Origin of the sequence: Psychrobacter sp. NPDC078929, from assembly GCF_050267985.1 — a bacterium.
Taxonomy (GTDB): domain Bacteria; phylum Pseudomonadota; class Gammaproteobacteria; order Pseudomonadales; family Moraxellaceae; genus Psychrobacter.
Genome location: NZ_JBNNFX010000005.1, coordinates 137,144 through 156,058, shown reverse-complemented (window position 1 = coordinate 156,058; position 18,915 = coordinate 137,144). Strand labels below are relative to the sequence as shown.

At 40.5% G+C, this 18,915-nt stretch carries 12 protein-coding genes, 1 tRNA gene and 4 pseudogenes; 6 read left to right on the top strand and 11 right to left on the bottom strand.

Annotation, left to right across the window (positions count from 1 at the left end; all coding sequences use genetic code 11):
* Positions 1-175: 175 nt before the first annotated feature.
* Entirely contained in the window at positions 176-616 is a 441-nt protein-coding gene (locus ACQKCG_RS04740) for a CopD family protein (protein ID WP_427550864.1), read from the bottom strand.
* A gap of 63 nt (positions 617-679) precedes the next feature.
* On the opposite strand from ACQKCG_RS04740, the gene ACQKCG_RS04735 reads away from it, so the two are divergent.
* The gene (locus ACQKCG_RS04735; RefSeq protein WP_427550866.1) at positions 680-1,159 is read left to right on the top strand and encodes a hemerythrin domain-containing protein; all 480 of its coding nucleotides are present in this window, start codon (positions 680-682) and stop codon (positions 1,157-1,159) included.
* 23 nt (positions 1,160-1,182) lie between these two features.
* On the opposite strand, the gene modA is transcribed toward ACQKCG_RS04735, so the two are convergent.
* Positions 1,183-2,028 (bottom strand): molybdate ABC transporter substrate-binding protein, encoded by an 846-nt coding sequence (gene modA / locus ACQKCG_RS04730; protein ID WP_427550867.1) that lies wholly within the window; start codon positions 2,026-2,028, stop codon positions 1,183-1,185.
* A 126-nt stretch (positions 2,029-2,154) separates the two neighbouring features.
* Positions 2,155-2,541, bottom strand: a pseudogene (locus ACQKCG_RS04725) (molybdenum cofactor biosynthesis protein MoaE); the annotation flags it as partial.
* Positions 2,542-2,828: 287 nt separating this feature from the next.
* On the opposite strand from ACQKCG_RS04725, the pseudogene ACQKCG_RS04720 reads away from it, so the two are divergent.
* Together ACQKCG_RS04720 and ACQKCG_RS04715 are read left to right on the top strand one after the other, a co-directional pair.
* Positions 2,829-3,048, top strand: a pseudogene (locus ACQKCG_RS04720) (IS3-like element ISPar1 family transposase); the annotation flags it as partial.
* Between the two features lie 79 nt (positions 3,049-3,127).
* A complete protein-coding gene (locus ACQKCG_RS04715; protein WP_427550868.1) occupies positions 3,128-3,580 on the top strand; it encodes a hypothetical protein in 453 nt (150 codons plus the stop codon).
* A gap of 54 nt (positions 3,581-3,634) precedes the next feature.
* Here the strand turns inward: ACQKCG_RS04715 and ACQKCG_RS04710 are convergent, their stop codons facing one another.
* Positions 3,635-4,066 carry a hypothetical protein gene (locus ACQKCG_RS04710; protein WP_427550869.1) on the bottom strand — a complete coding sequence of 144 codons (432 nt, stop codon included), beginning with the start codon at positions 4,064-4,066 and terminating at the stop codon, positions 3,635-3,637.
* A 220-nt stretch (positions 4,067-4,286) separates the two neighbouring features.
* Between ACQKCG_RS04710 and ACQKCG_RS04705 the strand changes: the two genes are divergently transcribed.
* Together ACQKCG_RS04705 and ACQKCG_RS04700 are read left to right on the top strand one after the other, a co-directional pair.
* Positions 4,287-6,494 carry an SEC-C metal-binding domain-containing protein gene (locus ACQKCG_RS04705; protein ID WP_427550870.1) on the top strand — a complete coding sequence of 736 codons (2,208 nt, stop codon included), beginning with the start codon at positions 4,287-4,289 and terminating at the stop codon, positions 6,492-6,494.
* An 88-nt stretch (positions 6,495-6,582) separates the two neighbouring features.
* A complete protein-coding gene (locus tag ACQKCG_RS04700) occupies positions 6,583-7,797 on the top strand; it encodes an IS256 family transposase (protein ID WP_201573189.1) in 1,215 nt (404 codons plus the stop codon).
* 226 nt (positions 7,798-8,023) lie between these two features.
* On the opposite strand, the pseudogene ACQKCG_RS04695 reads toward ACQKCG_RS04700, so the two are convergent.
* The 7 genes and pseudogenes from ACQKCG_RS04695 to ACQKCG_RS04665 form a co-directional block, all read right to left on the bottom strand.
* Positions 8,024-8,227 (bottom strand): annotated as a pseudogene (locus tag ACQKCG_RS04695) (IS3 family transposase); the annotation flags it as partial.
* 43 nt (positions 8,228-8,270) lie between these two features.
* Positions 8,271-9,503 (bottom strand): annotated as a pseudogene (locus ACQKCG_RS04690) (IS3 family transposase).
* Between the two features lie 52 nt (positions 9,504-9,555).
* On the bottom strand, positions 9,556-10,581 hold the full coding sequence (locus tag ACQKCG_RS04685) for a hypothetical protein (protein WP_427550871.1): 1,026 nt from the start codon (positions 10,579-10,581) through the stop codon (positions 9,556-9,558).
* Between the two features lie 29 nt (positions 10,582-10,610).
* On the bottom strand, positions 10,611-12,077 hold the full coding sequence (locus tag ACQKCG_RS04680; RefSeq protein WP_427550872.1) for a tyrosine-type recombinase/integrase: 1,467 nt from the start codon (positions 12,075-12,077) through the stop codon (positions 10,611-10,613).
* Positions 12,078-12,289: 212 nt separating this feature from the next.
* A tRNA-Arg gene (locus ACQKCG_RS04675) sits at positions 12,290-12,365 on the bottom strand.
* Between the two features lie 73 nt (positions 12,366-12,438).
* Positions 12,439-13,245: a hypothetical protein gene (locus tag ACQKCG_RS04670; protein ID WP_427550874.1), complete on the bottom strand. Its 807-nt coding sequence runs from the start codon at positions 13,243-13,245 to the stop codon at positions 12,439-12,441.
* A gap of 66 nt (positions 13,246-13,311) precedes the next feature.
* Complete coding sequence (locus ACQKCG_RS04665; RefSeq protein WP_427550875.1) at positions 13,312-13,839, bottom strand: hypothetical protein; 528 nt, start codon at positions 13,837-13,839, stop codon at positions 13,312-13,314.
* 493 nt (positions 13,840-14,332) lie between these two features.
* Here ACQKCG_RS04665 and ACQKCG_RS04660 point away from each other — a divergent pair, with 493 nt between their 5' ends.
* Complete coding sequence (locus ACQKCG_RS04660) at positions 14,333-18,826, top strand: exodeoxyribonuclease V subunit gamma (RefSeq protein WP_427550876.1); 4,494 nt, start codon at positions 14,333-14,335, stop codon at positions 18,824-18,826.
* Positions 18,827-18,915 lie beyond the last annotated feature (89 nt).

The following is an 18,915-nucleotide window of genomic DNA, read 5'->3' as shown; positions in this document are numbered from 1 at the left end:
GATTGTATCTTTGAGGGATGTGAATACTCATTAAGTCAAACTAAAAACTACGGTTATGGGCTAGTAACATGCAGATACTACTAGGCCGGTTACTTGGAAAACTGCTAACGCTATGGTTCAATTTAAATGTTGAAGTGCCACTAGATTCTGTTCATAACAAAAAAGTATCGAATCACTAGCTTAACCCTGTCCGAAAGAGTGTGCCAACGACAACAAATGCGACAGAAAACAAAGTGACCAATATGATATTGATTGAAAATCCTTTCAGGGTCTGAACAGACAGTCTGGGTATTCGATAAAAACGAGCGTGTAAAGCAACCAGAATAGTCATTAGCAATAGTAGTAATTTGAGACTAATAAGAATACTAAAATCATTATCAAGTTTAAACCAGGCAGCAATATTGGGCAGTAGCTGGTATGCCATCCAAAATCCAGTGATTATTTGCAGCACCAAAGCTGGCATGCCAATCCTTTCAAATAGCTGCTCGAACTGCCTTAGACCATCAATATTTTGGGATAATAGCGCTTTTGGTAATACCACCAAGGTCAAAATGAGGTGACCACCTGTCCAGACAGTAGCGCCTAACAAGTGTAATATGAGTATATAATTAAGCATAAATAAAAATCCTTAAATGCTACTGACATATGACTTTATGTCGATTAACTGAGGTACTGAATCATGAAACGCGCCACACAATTACAATCATTATCGCGTCAACATCATCTAGGTCTGAATCTATCTCGCCATGCCAAAGAGTGTCCTGATGAACCTAACGTAATTGCCAAGCATTGGCTAAATATCACGTCTTATATTGACGAGATGAAACAGCATTTTCAGATTGAAGACAATCTAATTGCTCATGCCTTACAGCCTCATAGTAGCTCCAAACCTGAGGTAGCATCGGTACTAAATACACTTGATGCACAGCACAAATCCCTGCATGCACTCATGGCAGAGGTTCAAGATTTGCCACAATCTCAAAGCGATCAGGTCACAGTTGGACAAGTCAAAAAACTCGCCGCCTTGCTATACGATCATATTCGTTTTGAAGAACGAGAATTGTTTCCTATCGTTGAGCGCTATCTGACGACAGAAGAATTAGAGGCTATTTATGATGCCAGTCCAGACAGTATTAAACGCTCCGATGAGAACCGCTAGAGCGCATTTTTATCAAAGTTATCTTAATCTATAGCGAGATAACCTGCGTCAGAAAAATACTGTTGTCCAGCAGGCGAGCGCAGATAGTTTGAAAAATCTGTCGCGGCAGTAGTATCACTAATCACCAACCCGTCTTGCAAAATAGGGGGGTAAGCGTCTGGCGCTAACGTATAGAACTGCTCAGGTGTGGCTTTAATTGCTGTCAGTTGTGATTGAGCGATAAAGCCATAATCGACATTGCCAGTATGCGCATATTGAAACGCTTGCCCGATGTTTTCAGCTTGAATAATGCGACTTTGCTCAGTGAGAGTGTCAAAGATATTTTGCGTTTGTAGATAGGCTTGGGCCGACTTGCCATAAGGGGCAAGTTCTGGATTGGCAATGGTGATCTTGCTATCAGACTCAGACATCAATAATGCATTTAAGGTAGTAGAATTGAGTCCTTTAAGGGATTTGTTAGCACTATAGAGTGCCAGCTGACCTCGGGTATAAGTAAAGGGCTCGTGGGTTGCTTCGTCAGCAGATTTTACGTTATCTAGTTTTTCTTTGGCTAGCTTGGTAGGAAATTCTTGATTGGCGGATAAAAATATATCGTAAGGTGCGCCAGAGGTAATCTGCGCATATAACTTACCTGAAGAAGCATAAGTCACGTCAATCGCTTGTGCAGGCAGGTTCTTATCCATTTTATAACCCGCAATAATCTCAGGCAATACATCTGATAAGTTGGCAGCCGCTGCGATGCGTAGTGTTTGATTTTGCTCAGTGGCGTTGTCGGCGCTTGATTGAACAAGCTCAGCGGTTTGCTCTTTGCTACAAGCGGTTAGCGTTAATGCTAAGCAAGCTGATGATATTGTTATTATTTTAATCATTATTATGAAGCCTTCTTATTATTACTCGCCAGTATCGCTTTGAGCAGTTATTTAAATTACAGTTTTAAGTCCAGTGTTAGACCCAGTGTTAGAGCATGTTTTTAAGACCTGATTTTCAAGACGGCTTTAGCCGTTATTGCTAAGCCACTTAGAAGAATTGTCTTGGTAATATTCTTGCTTCCAAACTGGAATGTCGGCTTTAATAGTATCCAATATCCAGCGACAAGCATCAAAGGCAGGATAGCGATGGGCAGAAACCACGCCAACCCAAACAGCGACATCACCAATCTCTAACGCGCCGATACGATGGATGGCAATGGCATGGGTAATCTCAAAGCGCTTTTTGGCTTCTTCAATAATGGCGCGACCTTGATTGATGGCAAGATCTTCGTAGCCATAATAAGTCAAACGATTGACGCTACTGGCATTATTATGATTGCGTACTCGTCCTTCAAAGCAGACAAACGCGCCGCAACTGTCATTATCAAGGGTGCTTGTAAGACGGCTTTCATCAAACCCCGATTTTCACAAAGACACCTAACAAATATTCTTATTAGTAATTTGTGCTATAGGCCTTATATGAATAGGCTTAGATAGATTATCAATATAGTGCATTAATATTTTGTTTAATGATTAGTATATCTATAAATATTATTTATATACCCGTAATATTATAGGTAGTCACATCTAATAGTTTTTAAATATATGCATATAAGTTAATTCTACAAGAACTCATTATTTCAAAACTACCTTGCCAGCCATACTATCCATTCGATAGTTTTAATATCCTATATAATAATTACGCTAAAGAGATGGCTGGCTACATCATCAATAAGCATATGACATCAGACTTAGTATAGTAATTAAGAATAAAAATCCAAGCCAAGAGCTGATTTATCATTCTGACAGAAGTAGTCAGTACTGTAGCCATGTCTACCATAAGATTATCAAGCAGCATCAATTTACAGGCTCAAGAGTGGTAAAGGCAATTGTTTTAACAAGGCTCTAATAGAAAGCTTCTAGGGCATATTGAAGAATGAGTTAGTGTGTCACCGAGACTATAAAACGCGCCAGCGCTGGCGTGCTAGTTGGCTTAGCTATGATTAGTCAGGCGCAAGCGGTCGGCTCATTAAAAGATGATAACCTGATGTGCGCCGCTGCCGCTTACATGGATATTGCCGTAGCAGATCTTTACCCGCTAAAGCTAATACCTTATACCAAAGCCAAGCAAATGCTAACCAGTCGATTTATGCGTTTGGCCACCACGTTCATATCAACCAATGAGCCGACCAGTACGGTCGTTAGCAACTTTATTACGGTGCGGAACCAAGCAAGGGCAGACCTGATTAAAAATAATCAGTTTAACAACATGCGTTTAGAGCCTGAACGTGACCTTCTCACGTATGCGAAAGCGATCGATAAGAATTCAGCACAGTATTGTTTGAAAGGTAACGCCAGCTATGAAGCTATGGCCAATAGTCACACTAAAGATGAGATTGTGGCTATGGCCGTTGAAGTGTCAAACGAGCTGGAAAAACACGGCGAAAAATAGCGGCTCATGCAGTCAATAAAAAACTCACCTTTTAAGAGTTGGGTTTTTTATTGCTTACTTGCCAATAGGATAGCTATACCAAATACGAATACCATAAAGGACTTCTTGATCTTTTCTATGTATTTTTTGGGTTCGACTTTTAAACTCAAAACTAATTAGTTCATAGCTTGGACGACCATTAAGAAAGTCACTCATGTACTCTGAGCAAGCCATTCGAACCTTCTCGTTATGATTGATAAAACTATCACTATCTTCCAGTTTAAGCTGGGTTGGGTGCCATTCTGTAAAGATAATTTTTCGACTCAATTTCTTCAATGAAGTAAGTCCTTGGTTTATCAATACAAGCAAAGCTGTATTAAAAGAGGCAACGTCTTCCTCAGCGGCGTAGTCAGTTACAGCCTTATGTAGCGTTGGTGTTACTCTTATTTGACTGCGCTTCCAGGTGTCTTGTGATTGTAATAATTCAGACTCTAATAAATACGTCATTTTTAGATCCTATAATTTAAAATGTTGATTGACATCAATTATAGTGTCACTTCGATAGTATTGTCAATGACATTATTTTTAGTGTCGGTAACTCAGGTGTAAAAAATTGTAGATCCCTTTGGAGTTAGGTATAAAGCTGATGAACAAAAAATTTGGATGAGCGATCCTAGTTCCTTATGTGCTAAATTGAGTATCAATTCACCCATATTTGGAAAGTTTTATGAGAACTGAGCAAGAAATTTTTGATGAATTAGAGATACTTAGTGCGCAAGAAGGTTTTTGGGAAGTAGTCGCTTTTTTTTGTTGTAAAGATACTTTCATTTATTCTTCTAATGGTAATTTAGATAGAGAAGCCTTCGAACAGGTTTTTGATAAGATTCGACTATCTAGAACTGAACTTTCGACACTCATTGGCCTTGCATGTAAAAGTGGATTCAATGATAAAAAATTAGAATTAGATGAATTAAAAGAAAAATCTGAGCTTGTCTGGCAGCTTCTTGACGAATTACATCACAGCTTTTATCCCTCACTAGATATTGAAGCTTTGTCTGCAAAATTTGATAACAAAGATAGTGATGATATACCTGACTTTGGTGAATTCATACGAGATATAAATCCAAGCATAGATAAGAATCACTTTATGCGTGAAGCTATTTTCTACGGAGGGGACGGAGTTTTTAAACATCAATATAAGGATTTAGCTAAACGTCGTTATTCTCTTGATGAAGATTGGATCGAAGCAAATAAAGGTTTTAGAATTTCGCAAGCAGTTGATGTTATTTCTGCAATAGAACAAATTCAATTAGAAAAAGTTAATACAGCTGCCTCTTCAGTAGAAGGTTGGCCATTACCATACCATCTACCTTTATTTAGTTTCGATGTCTCCGAAGTTGTAACGCAAAGTGGTTTGAATGAAGGAGTTGTCAGAGCTGTGATCGCTGCATTTTCGGCTAAGGCTCAAGAAGGGATGAAATGTTTTAAATCCGTAGATGACTTTAACCACAAAAATGCTTTTCCTATAATCAAAGTTGATGAAGATAACTTTGTAAGCTTTCAAGCATACAGCTTATGGGAAGCTCTCTATGAAAATCCGTTCTTTTGGTTTAACACAGATGACGCTTATAAAGTTATAGCAAGTGACCATAGAGGAGTTTTTACAGAAGATTTTACTGCTGAGCGTTTAGCTCTAGTATTTGGTAAAGAAAATGTTTTAACCAATATTGACATTTTCGATGGTAAAGACAAAGCTGGTGAAATCGACGTCTTAGTTATATTTGGGGAATTCGCGATAGTAGTGCAAGCCAAATCCAAAAAGCTCACTATTGAAGCACGTAAAGGAAATAGTAAGCAACTGGAAAATGATTTTAAGAAAGCAATTCAGGATGCTTATGATCAAGCGTACCTATGCAGTCAATTAATACAAAAAGACGGATACGTATATAAAGACGATTCTGGCAACGAAGTTAATATTCGATCTGGTTTCAAAACGATATTTCCAGTTTGTATTGTTTCCGATCATTTTCCCGCTCTTTCTGCTCAAGCTAGATATTTTTTAAAGTATGAAACGACCGATGTAATAAAGCACCCTTATGTAATGGATGTTTTTTTAATTGATATGATCACAGAGATACTGCCATCTCCGTTATTTGTTCTAGACTATCTTATTAAGCGAAGCGACTATGGCGACTCGATCCTTTCTAACCATGAGCTAGTAATACTTTCGACCTACATCAAGCAAAACCTCTATTTTGATGAAAGTCCTGATTTAGTGATGCTTGATGATGACATTTCAGTAGATCTGGAGTTGGCAATGTTAGACAGGAGGGTTGGGTATAAGGGTAAAGTAATACCAGAAGGTTTTCTTACAGCTCATCAAGATACGCATATAGGTAAAATAATCGATGACATTAAGTTGTCAACAGATTATGGTCTCCAACAGCTAGGATTTCACCTTCTATCACTAAGCGGTGATACCGTCGAGCAAATCAATGAAGCAATTTTAAAGATGATTGTGCAATTTAAAAAAGACCATCGCCACCATGATATCTCTATTCCTTTGTTCGAGGGAAGAACAGGTTTAACCATTCATTGTAATGAAGATGACAATGATACTGCTTATAAGAGACTTGCTACCCATTGTGAGAAACGAAAATATACTTGCAAAGCCGAGTCTTGGGTAGGGGTCTGTTTTAGTCCAACTCAAGGTAGATTTAGATTTACTTCTTACCATGAAAGCAAGTGGGTTCAATCAGATGAAATGGAAGAGCTGGTCGCGGATCTCAAACCTATTTCATCAGCAGTTCGTATAAAAGATATAAAGAAGCTTTCCTTTGGCCAAAAGCCAAGGATAACTCATGAAAAGATAGGAAGAAATGAACCTTGTCCATGCGGTAGTGGTAAAAAATACAAGCGCTGTTGTATAAATTGATAGGAACACCCCACAAACTAGCCCCTATAAGCGGGAGTTTCCTAAAAACTGTGTAACTGCTTATAATCCACTAACAGGAGAATAAGCAATGACTACTCAATCTGACATTAAAAAATTGGCCGAGCAAATGGCTGGTAGCATGAAAAGCTTTGATGACATCAAAGACTTCCAAAAGCAGCTCATGCAATCCTTTATCGATACTGCCTTAGAGGCTGAAATGGAAGACCATCTCGGCTACCCCAAGCATGAAAAGGCGGATAAACCTAATAAGCGTAACGGGCACACTAAAAAGACCGTCCGCAGTGATACAGGCGATCTTAAAATCTCTACCCCAAGAGACCGTGATAGCAGCTTTGAGCCTGTACTCGTTAGTAAGCATCAAACCCGTATCTCAGGTCTCGATGACAAGATCATATTCCTTTACGCCAAGGGTCAAACCACCACCGAGATTGTAGAGAGCATTAAAGAGCTCTATGACGTCGACATCTCGAGCAGCTTGGTTTCTAGAGTCACCGATAACATATTAGAGGACATCACCGCATGGCAGAACCGGCCGCTGAGCAGTGTTTATCCTATCGTCTATCTAGACTGCATTGTCGTCAAAGTACGTCAAGACAAGCAGATCATCAACAAAGCCATTTACTTAGCGCTAGGTGTTGCTCTTAACGGTAAAAAAGAGCTGCTTGGTATGTGGTTATCAGAGAATGAAGGCGCTAAGTTCTGGCTGGGTGTTCTTACCGAGCTTCAAAACCGTGGCGTACAAGACATCTTAATCGCTTGTGTTGACGGTCTAAAGGGCTTCCCTGATGCCATTAACACCGTCTATCCAAAGGCACAGGTTCAGCTGTGTATCGTGCATATGGTGCGCTATTCCATGAAGTTCGTGCCATGGACGGATAAAAAGGCCGTAGCGGCTGATTTAAAAGCCATCTACGGCGCTGATACGCTTGAGATGGCAGAGGCCAATCTTGAGCACTTTGATGAGACTTGGGGCAAAGATTACCCGCACGTGGTCAAGTCTTGGCGCAATAACTGGGAGGGCTTAACGGTGTTCTTTAATTACCCTAAAGACATCAGAAAAGCCATCTATACCACCAATGCTATTGAGTCATTGAACAGCGTGATTCGAACAGCGGTGAATAAGCGTAAGGTGTTCCCCTCTGATCAGGCAGCATTTAAAGTGGTGTACTTAGCCACCCAGCAGGCATCCAAAAAGTGGTCGATGCCCATCCGTAACTGGACGTCTGCTCTGAATCGCTTTATGATTATGTTTGATGATCGTATAAGCAGGCATTTAATCTAAATGGCAGTTACACAGAATCTGGGATGGGCTCCTATAAGCCCCTTAAACTAGATGTATTCACTACATTTATTTAAGGGGCATTTTTTATGTCAAAAAGAACAGACCCAGTCACATACAAACCCCGATTTTCATAAAGACGCCTCGTAACCCTGACAAATCTTATTATCAACAATTTTTGGTGTAAGCCTGAACCGCCCCGACTATATCGGAGAGTTGATTGCTTGAGTCAGGCAACTTTGTCTGACTCAGTAAGACTATCATAGTATCGTCTTTCAAACTCAAAAGGCGACAAATAACCAATTTTACTATGCAAACGTGTTTTGTTAAACCAATCGACCCATTCTAGGGTTGCTAATTCAACATCATACGCATCCCGCCATTGCTGTTTTAAATAATCAATCACCTCGGTTTTACACAGCCCGTTAACTGACCCCTGCCGTCAATCCCGTAGACTTAAACTTGGGAGATTTTAGTTACGCAGCCTGACGATAATAATCAAACCACACCTGTCTTGGCGATTTATAGGCCAAACCCTTTTGAATCCTCGTTTGGTTGTAGTACAGCTCAATATAGCCAATGATATCGCTGATGGCTGTAAACCTTGTTTTATAGTCTTCGTGATATACCAGCTCGTTCTTTAAAGTGCCCCAGAAGCTTTCTATGGGTGCATTGTCGAAGCAATTACCTTTAGCGCTCATTGAGCCTGTAAACTGATGCTGTTTGATAATCTTGTGGTAGGCATGGCTACAGTACTGACTGCCTCTGTCAGAGTGAACGATTAGCTCTTTGCTGGGCCGTTTGTTCTTGATGGCCATGTTCAATGCTTTGCATACTAGATCAGCGGTCATACGTTTGTTAATGGCATAGCCAACCAGCTCTTTAGTGTATAAGTCTTTAACCCCTGCTAAGTACAGCCAACCCTCATTTGTCCAGATATAGGTGATGTCACTGACCCAAGACTCATTAGGACGCTTAGCATCAAACTGCTGATCCAACACGTTTGGATAAACCATTTTATTATGGTTTGAGTCTGTAGTGACTTTAAAGCGTTTATGGCGACGGCATTTTATGCCATGTTCTTCTTTGATACGTCTGACCATGTACAAGCTAATATCATGGCCTTGCTCTATGAGCTTTGCATGCAGTCGCTCAACACCATAGCGCTCACGAGTTTCACTGTGAGCAGCCCTAACCAGTAGCTCAGACTGATTACGATGTATCTGTTGGTCACTGATATCACGACTCAGCCAGTCGTAATAACTTGATGGCTTAACACTTAGCACACGGCACATAGTGGTGATGCTAAAGAAGTGCTGATTATCTTTGATAAAGGCGTACCTGACTAACTGTCACTGCGTGCATAGCCCTACGTCTTGCGTCACTAAAACAGTCTCCCAGACTGTTTCTTAACGCTCCTCATTGCCAAAGTACGCCGTGGCCTTTTTTAGGATCTCTCGCTCCTCTTCGGCAACTTTAAGTTGTCGCTTGAGCTGCTTTATTTCTTGAAGAGCCGTCATAAGATCAGGATCGTATTGAGCTGTTCCTACAAGTTTGCCTTGATTAGCTTTGTTGTTCCAGTTCGATAAGGTTTGCATGGCGATACCAAGCTGCTTTGCGGTCGTTGAAATATTGCCGTTGTTGTCTGCTATCTTTTTAACAGCTTCGGCTTTAAATTCGTCACTGTAGGTTCTTACTTTCTTGGTCATGATAAACTCCGATTAATACGCTTAGTTTACCAAGTTTACTTGTACGGTTTCTTCAGCATAGCTCAGTTTTGTATTTGTCTAATATTATCTCTATTAATTTTTTTTGTGTGTAATTTGGTTTAGCAACGTCTCTAATACACTCCATTACTGCACCTAGAATCAATAAGCTATCTCCTTGTCCTTCTTTGCTATTAGCTAGCTCATTATTTTTTTCTAGATCTGTTCTTAATCTATCAATTTCATTTTCTAGGCTAAAAATTTGCTTGTTAGCACTATCTAAGTTTTCTCTAAGAAGTGTATTTTCTTCAAGATTTTTCAATAAAGAAGGCTGATTTTTCAGTAGGTTATTTAACGAATAGCCTTTATAAGATAATAATCTTTCTAAGCTATTACGATCTATAGTAGTCTGAGTAAGATCCAAAGTATCATTAACGTTTAACCCACTAACAAAGTTATTTTTTACTATTCCTTCATATATAAAATCTGATTCAATACAATTAACTGTTTGCATATATTTTTTATAGTACTCTTCAGGGTATTTATTTGCATTAGAGTAATATGCATGTGAAGAATCGGTTATATATACATCCTCTAAAGCTATACCTAAATATAGTGCAGCAATTTGAGGAATGTTAAAGAAAGAAAGGTAGCTTGCTAGGCTACCGTTAGCAGGTATCTCTTTAGAGCGCGCTAAGCTCAGTTGATTTATTGTGATATTTTCAGTATCGGTTCGCTTTAGATAATAATCTTCATAAGTCCTTTTGAAGTTGTCATGCACGTTCAGTGTATGGTTATGATCCTTATGGTATGTGGCATCGTCAAGAAATTTTCTAACCTGCACGGATTGATATGCAGATTTATCCTCAAGAAAGATAAACTCGCCATCTCTTAATAAATAAAAATTTCTTAAACCTTTAAAAGGGTCAATCGTTGATAAATAATTAGCAACTGAACTAATGTCTTGATTATTTTTTACTGCTAGTTCCTCTAAATATTCAGTAGCTAAAACATAATTGCTATTAGATTTTCCTTCATTATTTATAGATGTATTTTGTTTTATTTTTTTAAACAGTCTCATAGTAGAAAGCCATATTAATTTTATTTATTTTATGCTAATTGTATAGTTAGCTGATGTATTAGTTCAGGCGATACACCCTGCGCTTGTAAACTCTTTATCAATATATCTTTATCATGCACTGCTATATCAGTTGCTTGCTTATTCCTGCTATTCATTTCTTTAGTGATTTGATTAGGGGTCAATAAGTCAAAGCTGACCGCCTTGCCAGCTCGAAGGTCATCTAAATGATTTGCCCATTGATTCATCATCATCTGTCGTTCTGCTAAATGTGCAGACAAGTCATAGCGCTTTTTGACACTAGACTGCTTAAGATGGGCTAACTGTATTTCTATTACGTCCTCACTGAATTGCATTTCATACAATCCCGTGCTGGCAAGCTGTCTAAATCCATGCCCAGTCATTTCAGGGTAGGGATCACCTGTGTAACCCATGCGTTTCAGAGCTTGATTAAACCAAGCCTCACTATAAGGTTTATTCTTTCTGAAGTTATAAAATACGTAACCCGTTTTTTCTGTCAAAGATCGCATACGCTCGATAATGGCCATCGCTTGTGATGATAGCGGAATGATGTGGTCTTGACGCATTTTCATCTTATGAGCCGGTATACGCCACACATTTTTATGATAATCAATCTCCGACCACTCAAAAAACCTTAGCTCTTTCGTTCTAACAAAACAGAAGGTCATCAGCTGCATGCCAGCCACGGTTTGTTCATGTGCATTTGGATGATCTGCAACATATTTATCAATATTACGTAACAATTCAGAAAGTTGATGCTGCTCGACTGCTTTCATACGCTTAGCCTGATGAGGTCTTAAAGCTTTATTACGACCATGAGCGACATTAATGATATCGTAGCCTAACGTATTGATAGCATATTCAAAAACTGAGCCAATTAGCTCAACACACTTACTTGTAGTATCGGCTGTCCATTTGCCTTGTTTTTCGAAGTAGTTTTGAATTTCTAGACCTGTTTTGATAACGTCTTGTGCAGTAATGGAGGCAATAGGATAGTCACCGATATGAGGTGCAATATGCCTATTTAGATAGTTGTGAAGTTTTTGAATATTCTTAGAGGTAGTGGTAGATTTTTCGTCAATATAGCTCTTGGCAATCACTCTAAATAAGTCTTTTTGCTCAAAATTATTTTTTTCATGATTTTTGTGTTTAGTTGGGTCAAAGCCATCACTGAGGAGCGCCTGAGCTTTATCGCGTGCCAGCCGAGCCTCTTTTAGTGACACCTCTGGTTTAAATGTAGAGCCAATGATTTGCTTGGCAGATTTATAAATACCAATCTGATAAGTTTTTTGCTTTGGCTTAAGATCTTTAGGGGATTGATAGCGATAAGTCACCTGCCAAAACAGTGAGCCATTTGGGTGTTGTATAAGATATAGATTGTTGCCATCACCATGGCGCGTGACTTTGGTCGGTGTGGATTGTTTGGCGATGGCTTTCACGCCAGCGTCAGTTAGTCGGTAGTCTGTTTTTCTTGTCATGGCTTATACCTCTAGGCTCTCGGAGGTTTAACAAGAACCTCACTGCATAATTAACAACAAAAAATGATGTTGTATACTATTTAACAACTTATTTAACAACATTGTAGAGGTGCTAGCAGGTAATGACAAGTGATCAATAAAGACAAATATGTATATGTATAATGGGTTTAAAGGGATTGAGGTAATGCGAGGTTATGTCTAAATACAATGATTGGTGCGCCCACCAAGACTCGAACTCGGATCGATCGCTTAGGAGGCAACTGCTCTATCCTGTTGAGCTATAGGCGCATTATGGAGTGACATTGTAGAAAAAAGCAGTCATAAAAGCAATCAACAAAAGACAAATAGAGACAATTTATCTTTACTCACCATTGCTAAGCGCGTCAGTGACATCTACAGCATGATCACCTGATGCATTTTTTGCCTGTGAGGTTGGTTTAAATAAGTCATTTACACTGTTCTTATAACCACTAATGTTCTCATAATCATATTTTTTTAGTATATCTTGACCTGTGCTCGATAGTAAAAAATTACGGAAGTTAATAGCAGTTGTATCGTCTGTCAGGATGACACCTTCAAGCTCCTGTTCATCTTTTAGCGCATAGTTAAAGGGGTTTAGAGTGTGTATCTTTTTATCTTTATCATGCGTACTATTATCACTATTTTTATCAGATGCATTACTTATATCACTGGCCTCAGTACTTTTTTGTCTTTGATCATTTCTATCTTGTGCCTGTTGTAACTCTGACTGTAGGAGCGATACCCGTTCTGTGGATAGGCTATCGTCATTGGTAATAATCATATCTGTATCAAAGACAAAGTCAGAGAGTTTGTCTTTGGTAGAACCACTACTTGGTACTGTAAGAAGGTCGTGAGAGGGGACATAGCTCGCTAACACTTGTACGTGCGGATAACGAGATTCAAAGCTCACAATGATATCGTCCAAAGGTATCTGTAACTTCTCCTCTGCTCGAATGTATAAAACACTGTCAGCAATCTCTCTTGATTCATCCCCTTTCGTACTAGGGTCTGCTTCACTTTCACTTGCCATGATTGGCAATGGGTCTGTGTTTTTTTGATTACTGGTCCACAACCAAATGAAGACCGCGATAAAGATTGTGAGCAGTAGCAAGATTAGCCCAGCCAGCAGTAGTTTGTAGTCTTTCATATATTACTGCTCTTTTATTATTAGTTGATTCATAGCAACGTTTATATACAGGGTAGTATCTATTTTTTAAAGCTTTTGTTCTAGTACTTCATCGGTTAATTCAGCCAACATGTCTGCAAAGATATCCGTGTCTGCAGAAGGGGTAGATACTTGTTCTTCATTAACCTCACCACTTTCATCAGTATGGCCATTGGTTTGGCAATCTGTTAGAGGATCAGATTGGTTGTTTAATACCTTGGCAGCAGGTGTAGTAGTTTGATGCGCTGCTAACGGCGATTCACCGGTTAATAGTCTGTCTTTTAACCATTTAAACCCATGTGCCTCCCACCATGCTTCAAAACGTGGCAAAGTGCTACTACGTACCGCTACAGGTAGATCTAGCGTTCTCAATTTCTGCGCAAGGATAGGGTCGCTGATAGCTTGATGGATGCTCAAATAAAGTGAGCTACTATCATCGGTATAGGGTCGTCTGTTTTTCCATGATCTCTCATCGATTTTCATACGTGGCAGTTGCCACAACTCACCGCGATAATACACGACGTATAAGCGTTGTTTTGGATGGACAAAAATAGCATCAATGGGACGCAATGGCATAATATTAAGTAATCCCGTCAATAGAAAGTGTTATTTAGATACAGGTTGTAAAGGCCAATTTAAAAACCGCAATGAGATTATTTCATTGTAAATATGAATGATAGTATAAAACGACACTAAATGTCGCAAGCTTATTATAATATCGGCATTTACACTAGTAAACGATAACCATCAATGGCACACTGATAGCAAATTTGGCAAGTCAACGTTATCAATGGATATGTAGAATTTGCTACTATGATTGTTTTTGTTTCTGGCCCTCATGCTAGCAGAAATGCATCATAGTAACGACCATCAAACATGGATTGATGAGTATCGATTTTTGTTTTGTCTAGACGTTTTATGGCGTTTTTGACATTGGATACAGACATCTCATCTTATCTTTATTATGCGTAGTACTATTATCACTATTTTTATCAGCTGCATCATTTATAAGTGAAGCCTTTTTTATTAATCCTAATATCTAACCCTTATTTCAATCAGATTATTGTCTATGTTCACTATTATTCAGTCGCACCGTACCGAAAACCTCGTTGATCAATTGCTTGTACAGTACCAGTCCAAGGATCAGCCTGTTTTTGAGCCTTTTATTGTCATTGTACCGTCAATGGTATTGGGCGATTGGTTGGATAAAACTATTGCTAGCCGTGCTGGTATTAGTACCTTAGTGCGTACTAAATTTTGGGGTCAGTATCAATGGACACTGATGCAAGATGTATTGACTCGCCACAACGCATACTTATTAGCGCAAAACCTTGAAGCGGAAACTCTGAATGTGCCGGAAGTGGCGGTGTTATCACCGACAGTAATGCAGTGGCGATTGTTTGGTTATTTGACTTACTACCAAGAAACAATCGTTGCAGATGAAAAGCATCCAGTGCATCCGTTGCTAGCGTCTTTGATTGACGACCCACAGGTAAGTGCTCAACAGGACAGTTTACAACAGGATAAGGTGCAACAAGATGCGCGTATTTGGCAGCTGGCAAGTGATTTGGCTAGGGTGTTTAACCGCTATTTGACTCACCGTGAGGATTGGTTGGCATTATGGTCACAAAACAAGCCGTTGAACGTAAGTGAGTTGATAGCAGATAAAGACGCCTTATCCCTGCGCTTTGATAAGTATGCGCGCGGCACGCCTGAGTGGTTGGTCGAGCATTATGTAGAGTTAGAAATTGCCCAACGTTTCTTGTGGTCGCATTTGTTTGCCGATGTTCATCTACATCGTGTGGCACTAGAGCGTGCGTTTTGGTCGGCTTTAAAAGGTAACAAGGCGAATGAGCGTGACCAATTGCCCAAAGTACTGCGTATATTTACCATCCAGCAACTGCCACAGACCGAGTTAGACTTTCTACAGAGTCTGTCGCAATACATGAATATCACGCTATTGCACTACAATCCATCAAAGCTGTTTTGGGCAGATATCGTCGATAAATCATGGTTACAACGCCAGCAGATTATCAACCCTGAGAGTGTGTTCTTGCGTGATTATGGTCACAGTTTGCTATCGCGTTTGGGCAAGCAGTCGCGCGATGCGTTTGCCATGCTTGCCAATTTATCAGGTAATGAGCAATACGACGATGCGCTAGTCGAATGGCAAGATAACTTTGATAATGGTGTAGATGATGCGCTCGTTCAAGGCATGTCTGAAAGTGTCGTCCCTACTGAAGACGCTGTCAGTACTCAAGATACGCAAGGTAACCTGAGCTTATTAAAACGTTTGCAAAATGATGTATTGATGCTTGATGAGCAATCTACCCAGCAGGCGACAGCCGCTACAGTCTCACAAGCGGTAAGTAAGCATATAGAGTCAAGCTTTGATGAAGCTAAGCCAGCAACGGCTTGGTATGAAGATGAAGCGTTAGAGAATAAGCGTTTTGAGAAAGACCGTTTTTGGGCAATCTCTTCTCAAGATAATAGCCTAAGCATTCATTCGTGTCATAGTTTGCAGCGTCAGCTTGAAGTATTACGTATTATGATTGGTCGTTGGCTAAATGAACCTATCAAACTAGGTGAAAAGAAACGCCATATCTCCGACATTGTTGTGCTGCTACCCGATGTTGAACGTCATCATGCACTGATTGGTTCTATTTTCGTCAATGGTAAAGGTCAAGACGGTTTGACTTTGCCTGCTAAAGTGACTGGTGTTGTTGATGCCGATATTCGCCAGTTATGGGAAGCCATTATCGGTTTTTACAAACTATTGGGTAGTCATAGCGCTCGTTTTGAAGCAGCTGAAGTCTTAGACTGGCTCATGTTACCGCCATTGTTTGAAAGCTTTGGACTGACTCATGAGCAAATGAGCCGTGGCTGTGATTTATTGGTAGAGGCGGGCTTTATTCGTGGTTTTGACGAGCTGCATCTTAAGCAAACTTTAGACAGCAATGATTACGACTATCGCTTTAGCTTTGCACAGGCATTAGACAGATTAACTTTAGGTCTGGTCATGCCAGAGGCTGAGTTGAGCGACTGCTTATATGATCTAAATGGCGATGAATGGCCAAGCACTGCGTTACCAGAAATGACCTTGCCGTTACCACAAGTGAGCCTAAATGATGCGCTGATTGTTGAAGCGCTTTGCCGTATTTATACTGGCTTGGTTGCACGACGTGATGATCATACACAAAAAATGAAAGCGGAAGATTGGCTCGATCAGATTGAGACACAAGTTATCCATCGCTACTTTGGCGATGTGGATCAAACACGTACCATGCGCGCCATTTACAATGCGATGAATGGCTTTAAATCAAGTCTGCGAGCCAATCGTCACTATAGGCAGTACGCTAGTGGTGATGTCGACAACAAAGAAGTAGAGCAGAGGCTGGCAGGTGTGGAGCAGTTGCCGCTCAAGCTGAGCTTTATGCTAGACAGTATCGAAGCGGAGCTAGAGAGTCAGCAGGTCAGTGCGGAGCCGACGGGGGTGATTACCTTTGGTCGATTTGGTGCACTAAGAAACGTGCCGTTTGAGCTGGTGGTTATGCTCAATATGGATCTCTCTGAGTTTCCTGGGCGTGATCGTGACAACCGCTATGATTTGATGAAAGCGACCAATGCCCGCCGCGGTGACAGAGTCAGTGAAGATGATGACAACGGGGCATTTTTAGATGCGCTACTGTGCGCGCGCAGTGCATGTTGGATGTTCTACAACGGCCAAAGCTTGACGGACACCCATGAGCATTTGCCAGCCAACCCAGTGAGTGAGCTATTGCAATTCCTACAAGGCGAGGTGCAATGGCAGGTGAACTCGCTTGAGACATTACCTGAGAATATTGATCCCACCACGGAAAGCCTTAAGCGTTACTTACCTAAATTGATTAAGCAGTGGCTAGTGACTGAGCATCCTGCACTGCCTTTTCATGAGAGTCTGTTTGAGACAGAAATCGAAGGCATTGATGTTTCTGAGCAAGCGTCTCCTGATATTGATGGCAATAACAATGCCAACGTCAATGCTCAGGATTCCAGCCCTGTCGATATGATGGATGAATTAGATGTTCTCTTAAATAAGGCCATGCGCAAAACCAAATTGGCGCAAAAAAAGCAGTTTCCGCCTGCGCCGCTTTGGCAGGCAGTGTTTCATACTTTAAAAGGGCGAGTATCTAGTGAGCATGCGCAACTGGTGAGCTTACCCACAAAATCACAATATGAGTCAATCGCTAAGATACTTGGTCAAGGGTTGGGTCAGTTAGGTCGAGTAGACAATCAAACCTTGTCTGCATTGGCTGAAATGTTGGCGCTAGATACAGTTGTTGATGCTAGCGATGTCGGTAGCATGACGGAAGCGCTTACCCAAGCGGTATCTGATAGCGTATTTAATATTGGAGAGATAGACGTTGAAGGAGTATTGGCGTACCAAGTGCGCCATCCTGCCAAAGCGTTTTTGCGTACTCAAAAGGTGCATGTGGTGCAAGGTGAAGAAGCGCTGTCGCAGCAAGAGCCGCTATTTTTAGACAGCTTGACGACCTATCAAATTAAAGCGCATTTGATTAAAGAGCTGGCGACCGATAATACTATTGCCAATACGACTGATGACAGCGCTAATCAAACCTTAATGTACCAAAAAATCATGCCAGCTGGTGTGGCTCGTCAAACCACGCTACCCAATCAACAACAAAAGCTGCAACAGCAATGTCTAGAGTTCAAAGAGCAGTTAATGGCTAATGGCTTTGATGAGAGTAGTATTATTGACCAAGGTGGAGCAGATAGCGCTACAGTATTACAGCTACTGACAGCAACCACCGAACACCCTGTTCAGATAGAGCTAAAAAATATACTGAGTAGCACTGACAACGAGTCAAGTAATCAGACGAATATAGAGGGTACAGAAACACTGTTTAAGCTGTTGCCAAAAGTCATTAAGATCAAAGGCTCAGTACCTATATTAGCACCCATATCAATTATTCAGGCGGGCGTGCCTTATGCTGAGCAATCACCCAAGCAATGGTTAAATATACTGCCCAACTCTGCTAGCCCAAGGCATTTACTCAAGTTTTGGTTATCGCACTTGTATTGGCAGGTGGCCAGACGTACCACTGCTGAGCAAGTGGCTCTAAATGATGGTGTGAGTATTTGGTGCTTTAATAAGTCCAACTCGCAAGTTAGTAAGTATAAAGATGTAATAGCCTTTAAGCTAAGCCCAATTCTGTATGAAAACGCCGTTATTGAGCTGATAAAGTGGGCGGTTTTTGGCAAGCTAGTCGGTCAAGTACCCATTACGTTATTGCCAGAATATGCACTCAATTATCTTGATAAGTACTTAAAGTCTGAAGAAAGTGAAGGCAGTGGTTATTGGCCAAAACGTGCAGATTTCTCAGACTGGATAAGACCTAACTATAATGTAGACACGGTATACGATACGTGCTCTCAGCATGCCATTTGGCAATATGTACTGCGTGATCAAGACGCGTTCAAAGCATTATCGGCAGCGTTGACTACCTTGGCACGACCATTGTATGAGCCAATGTTTACCGCGTTAATTGACTTAGACGGCTAATTAGAGCGTGTCTTCAATTCATTCTAGTCATTTAGAATCATTAATTTTTGCTCTCTTGCTCTAATAGATAATAATTAAAAGTATCCGCC

Excerpts from the sequence above, each read along its gene's own strand:
- ACQKCG_RS04740 (WP_427550864.1), bottom strand. The coding sequence starts at position 616 with ATGCTTAATTATATACTCATATTACACTTGTTAGGCGCTACTGTCTGG.
- ACQKCG_RS04735 (WP_427550866.1), top strand. The coding sequence starts at position 680 with ATGAAACGCGCCACACAATTACAATCATTATCGCGTCAACATCATCTA.
- modA (WP_427550867.1), bottom strand. The coding sequence starts at position 2,028 with ATGATTAAAATAATAACAATATCATCAGCTTGCTTAGCATTAACGCTA.
- ACQKCG_RS04715 (WP_427550868.1), top strand. The coding sequence starts at position 3,128 with ATGATTAGTCAGGCGCAAGCGGTCGGCTCATTAAAAGATGATAACCTG.
- ACQKCG_RS04710 (WP_427550869.1), bottom strand. The coding sequence starts at position 4,066 with ATGACGTATTTATTAGAGTCTGAATTATTACAATCACAAGACACCTGG.
- ACQKCG_RS04705 (WP_427550870.1), top strand. The coding sequence starts at position 4,287 with ATGAGAACTGAGCAAGAAATTTTTGATGAATTAGAGATACTTAGTGCG.
- ACQKCG_RS04700 (WP_201573189.1), top strand. The coding sequence starts at position 6,583 with ATGACTACTCAATCTGACATTAAAAAATTGGCCGAGCAAATGGCTGGT.
- ACQKCG_RS04685 (WP_427550871.1), bottom strand. The coding sequence starts at position 10,581 with ATGAGACTGTTTAAAAAAATAAAACAAAATACATCTATAAATAATGAA.
- ACQKCG_RS04680 (WP_427550872.1), bottom strand. The coding sequence starts at position 12,077 with ATGACAAGAAAAACAGACTACCGACTAACTGACGCTGGCGTGAAAGCC.
- ACQKCG_RS04670 (WP_427550874.1), bottom strand. The coding sequence starts at position 13,245 with ATGAAAGACTACAAACTACTGCTGGCTGGGCTAATCTTGCTACTGCTC.
- ACQKCG_RS04665 (WP_427550875.1), bottom strand. The coding sequence starts at position 13,839 with ATGCCATTGCGTCCCATTGATGCTATTTTTGTCCATCCAAAACAACGC.
- ACQKCG_RS04660 (WP_427550876.1), top strand. The coding sequence starts at position 14,333 with ATGTTCACTATTATTCAGTCGCACCGTACCGAAAACCTCGTTGATCAA.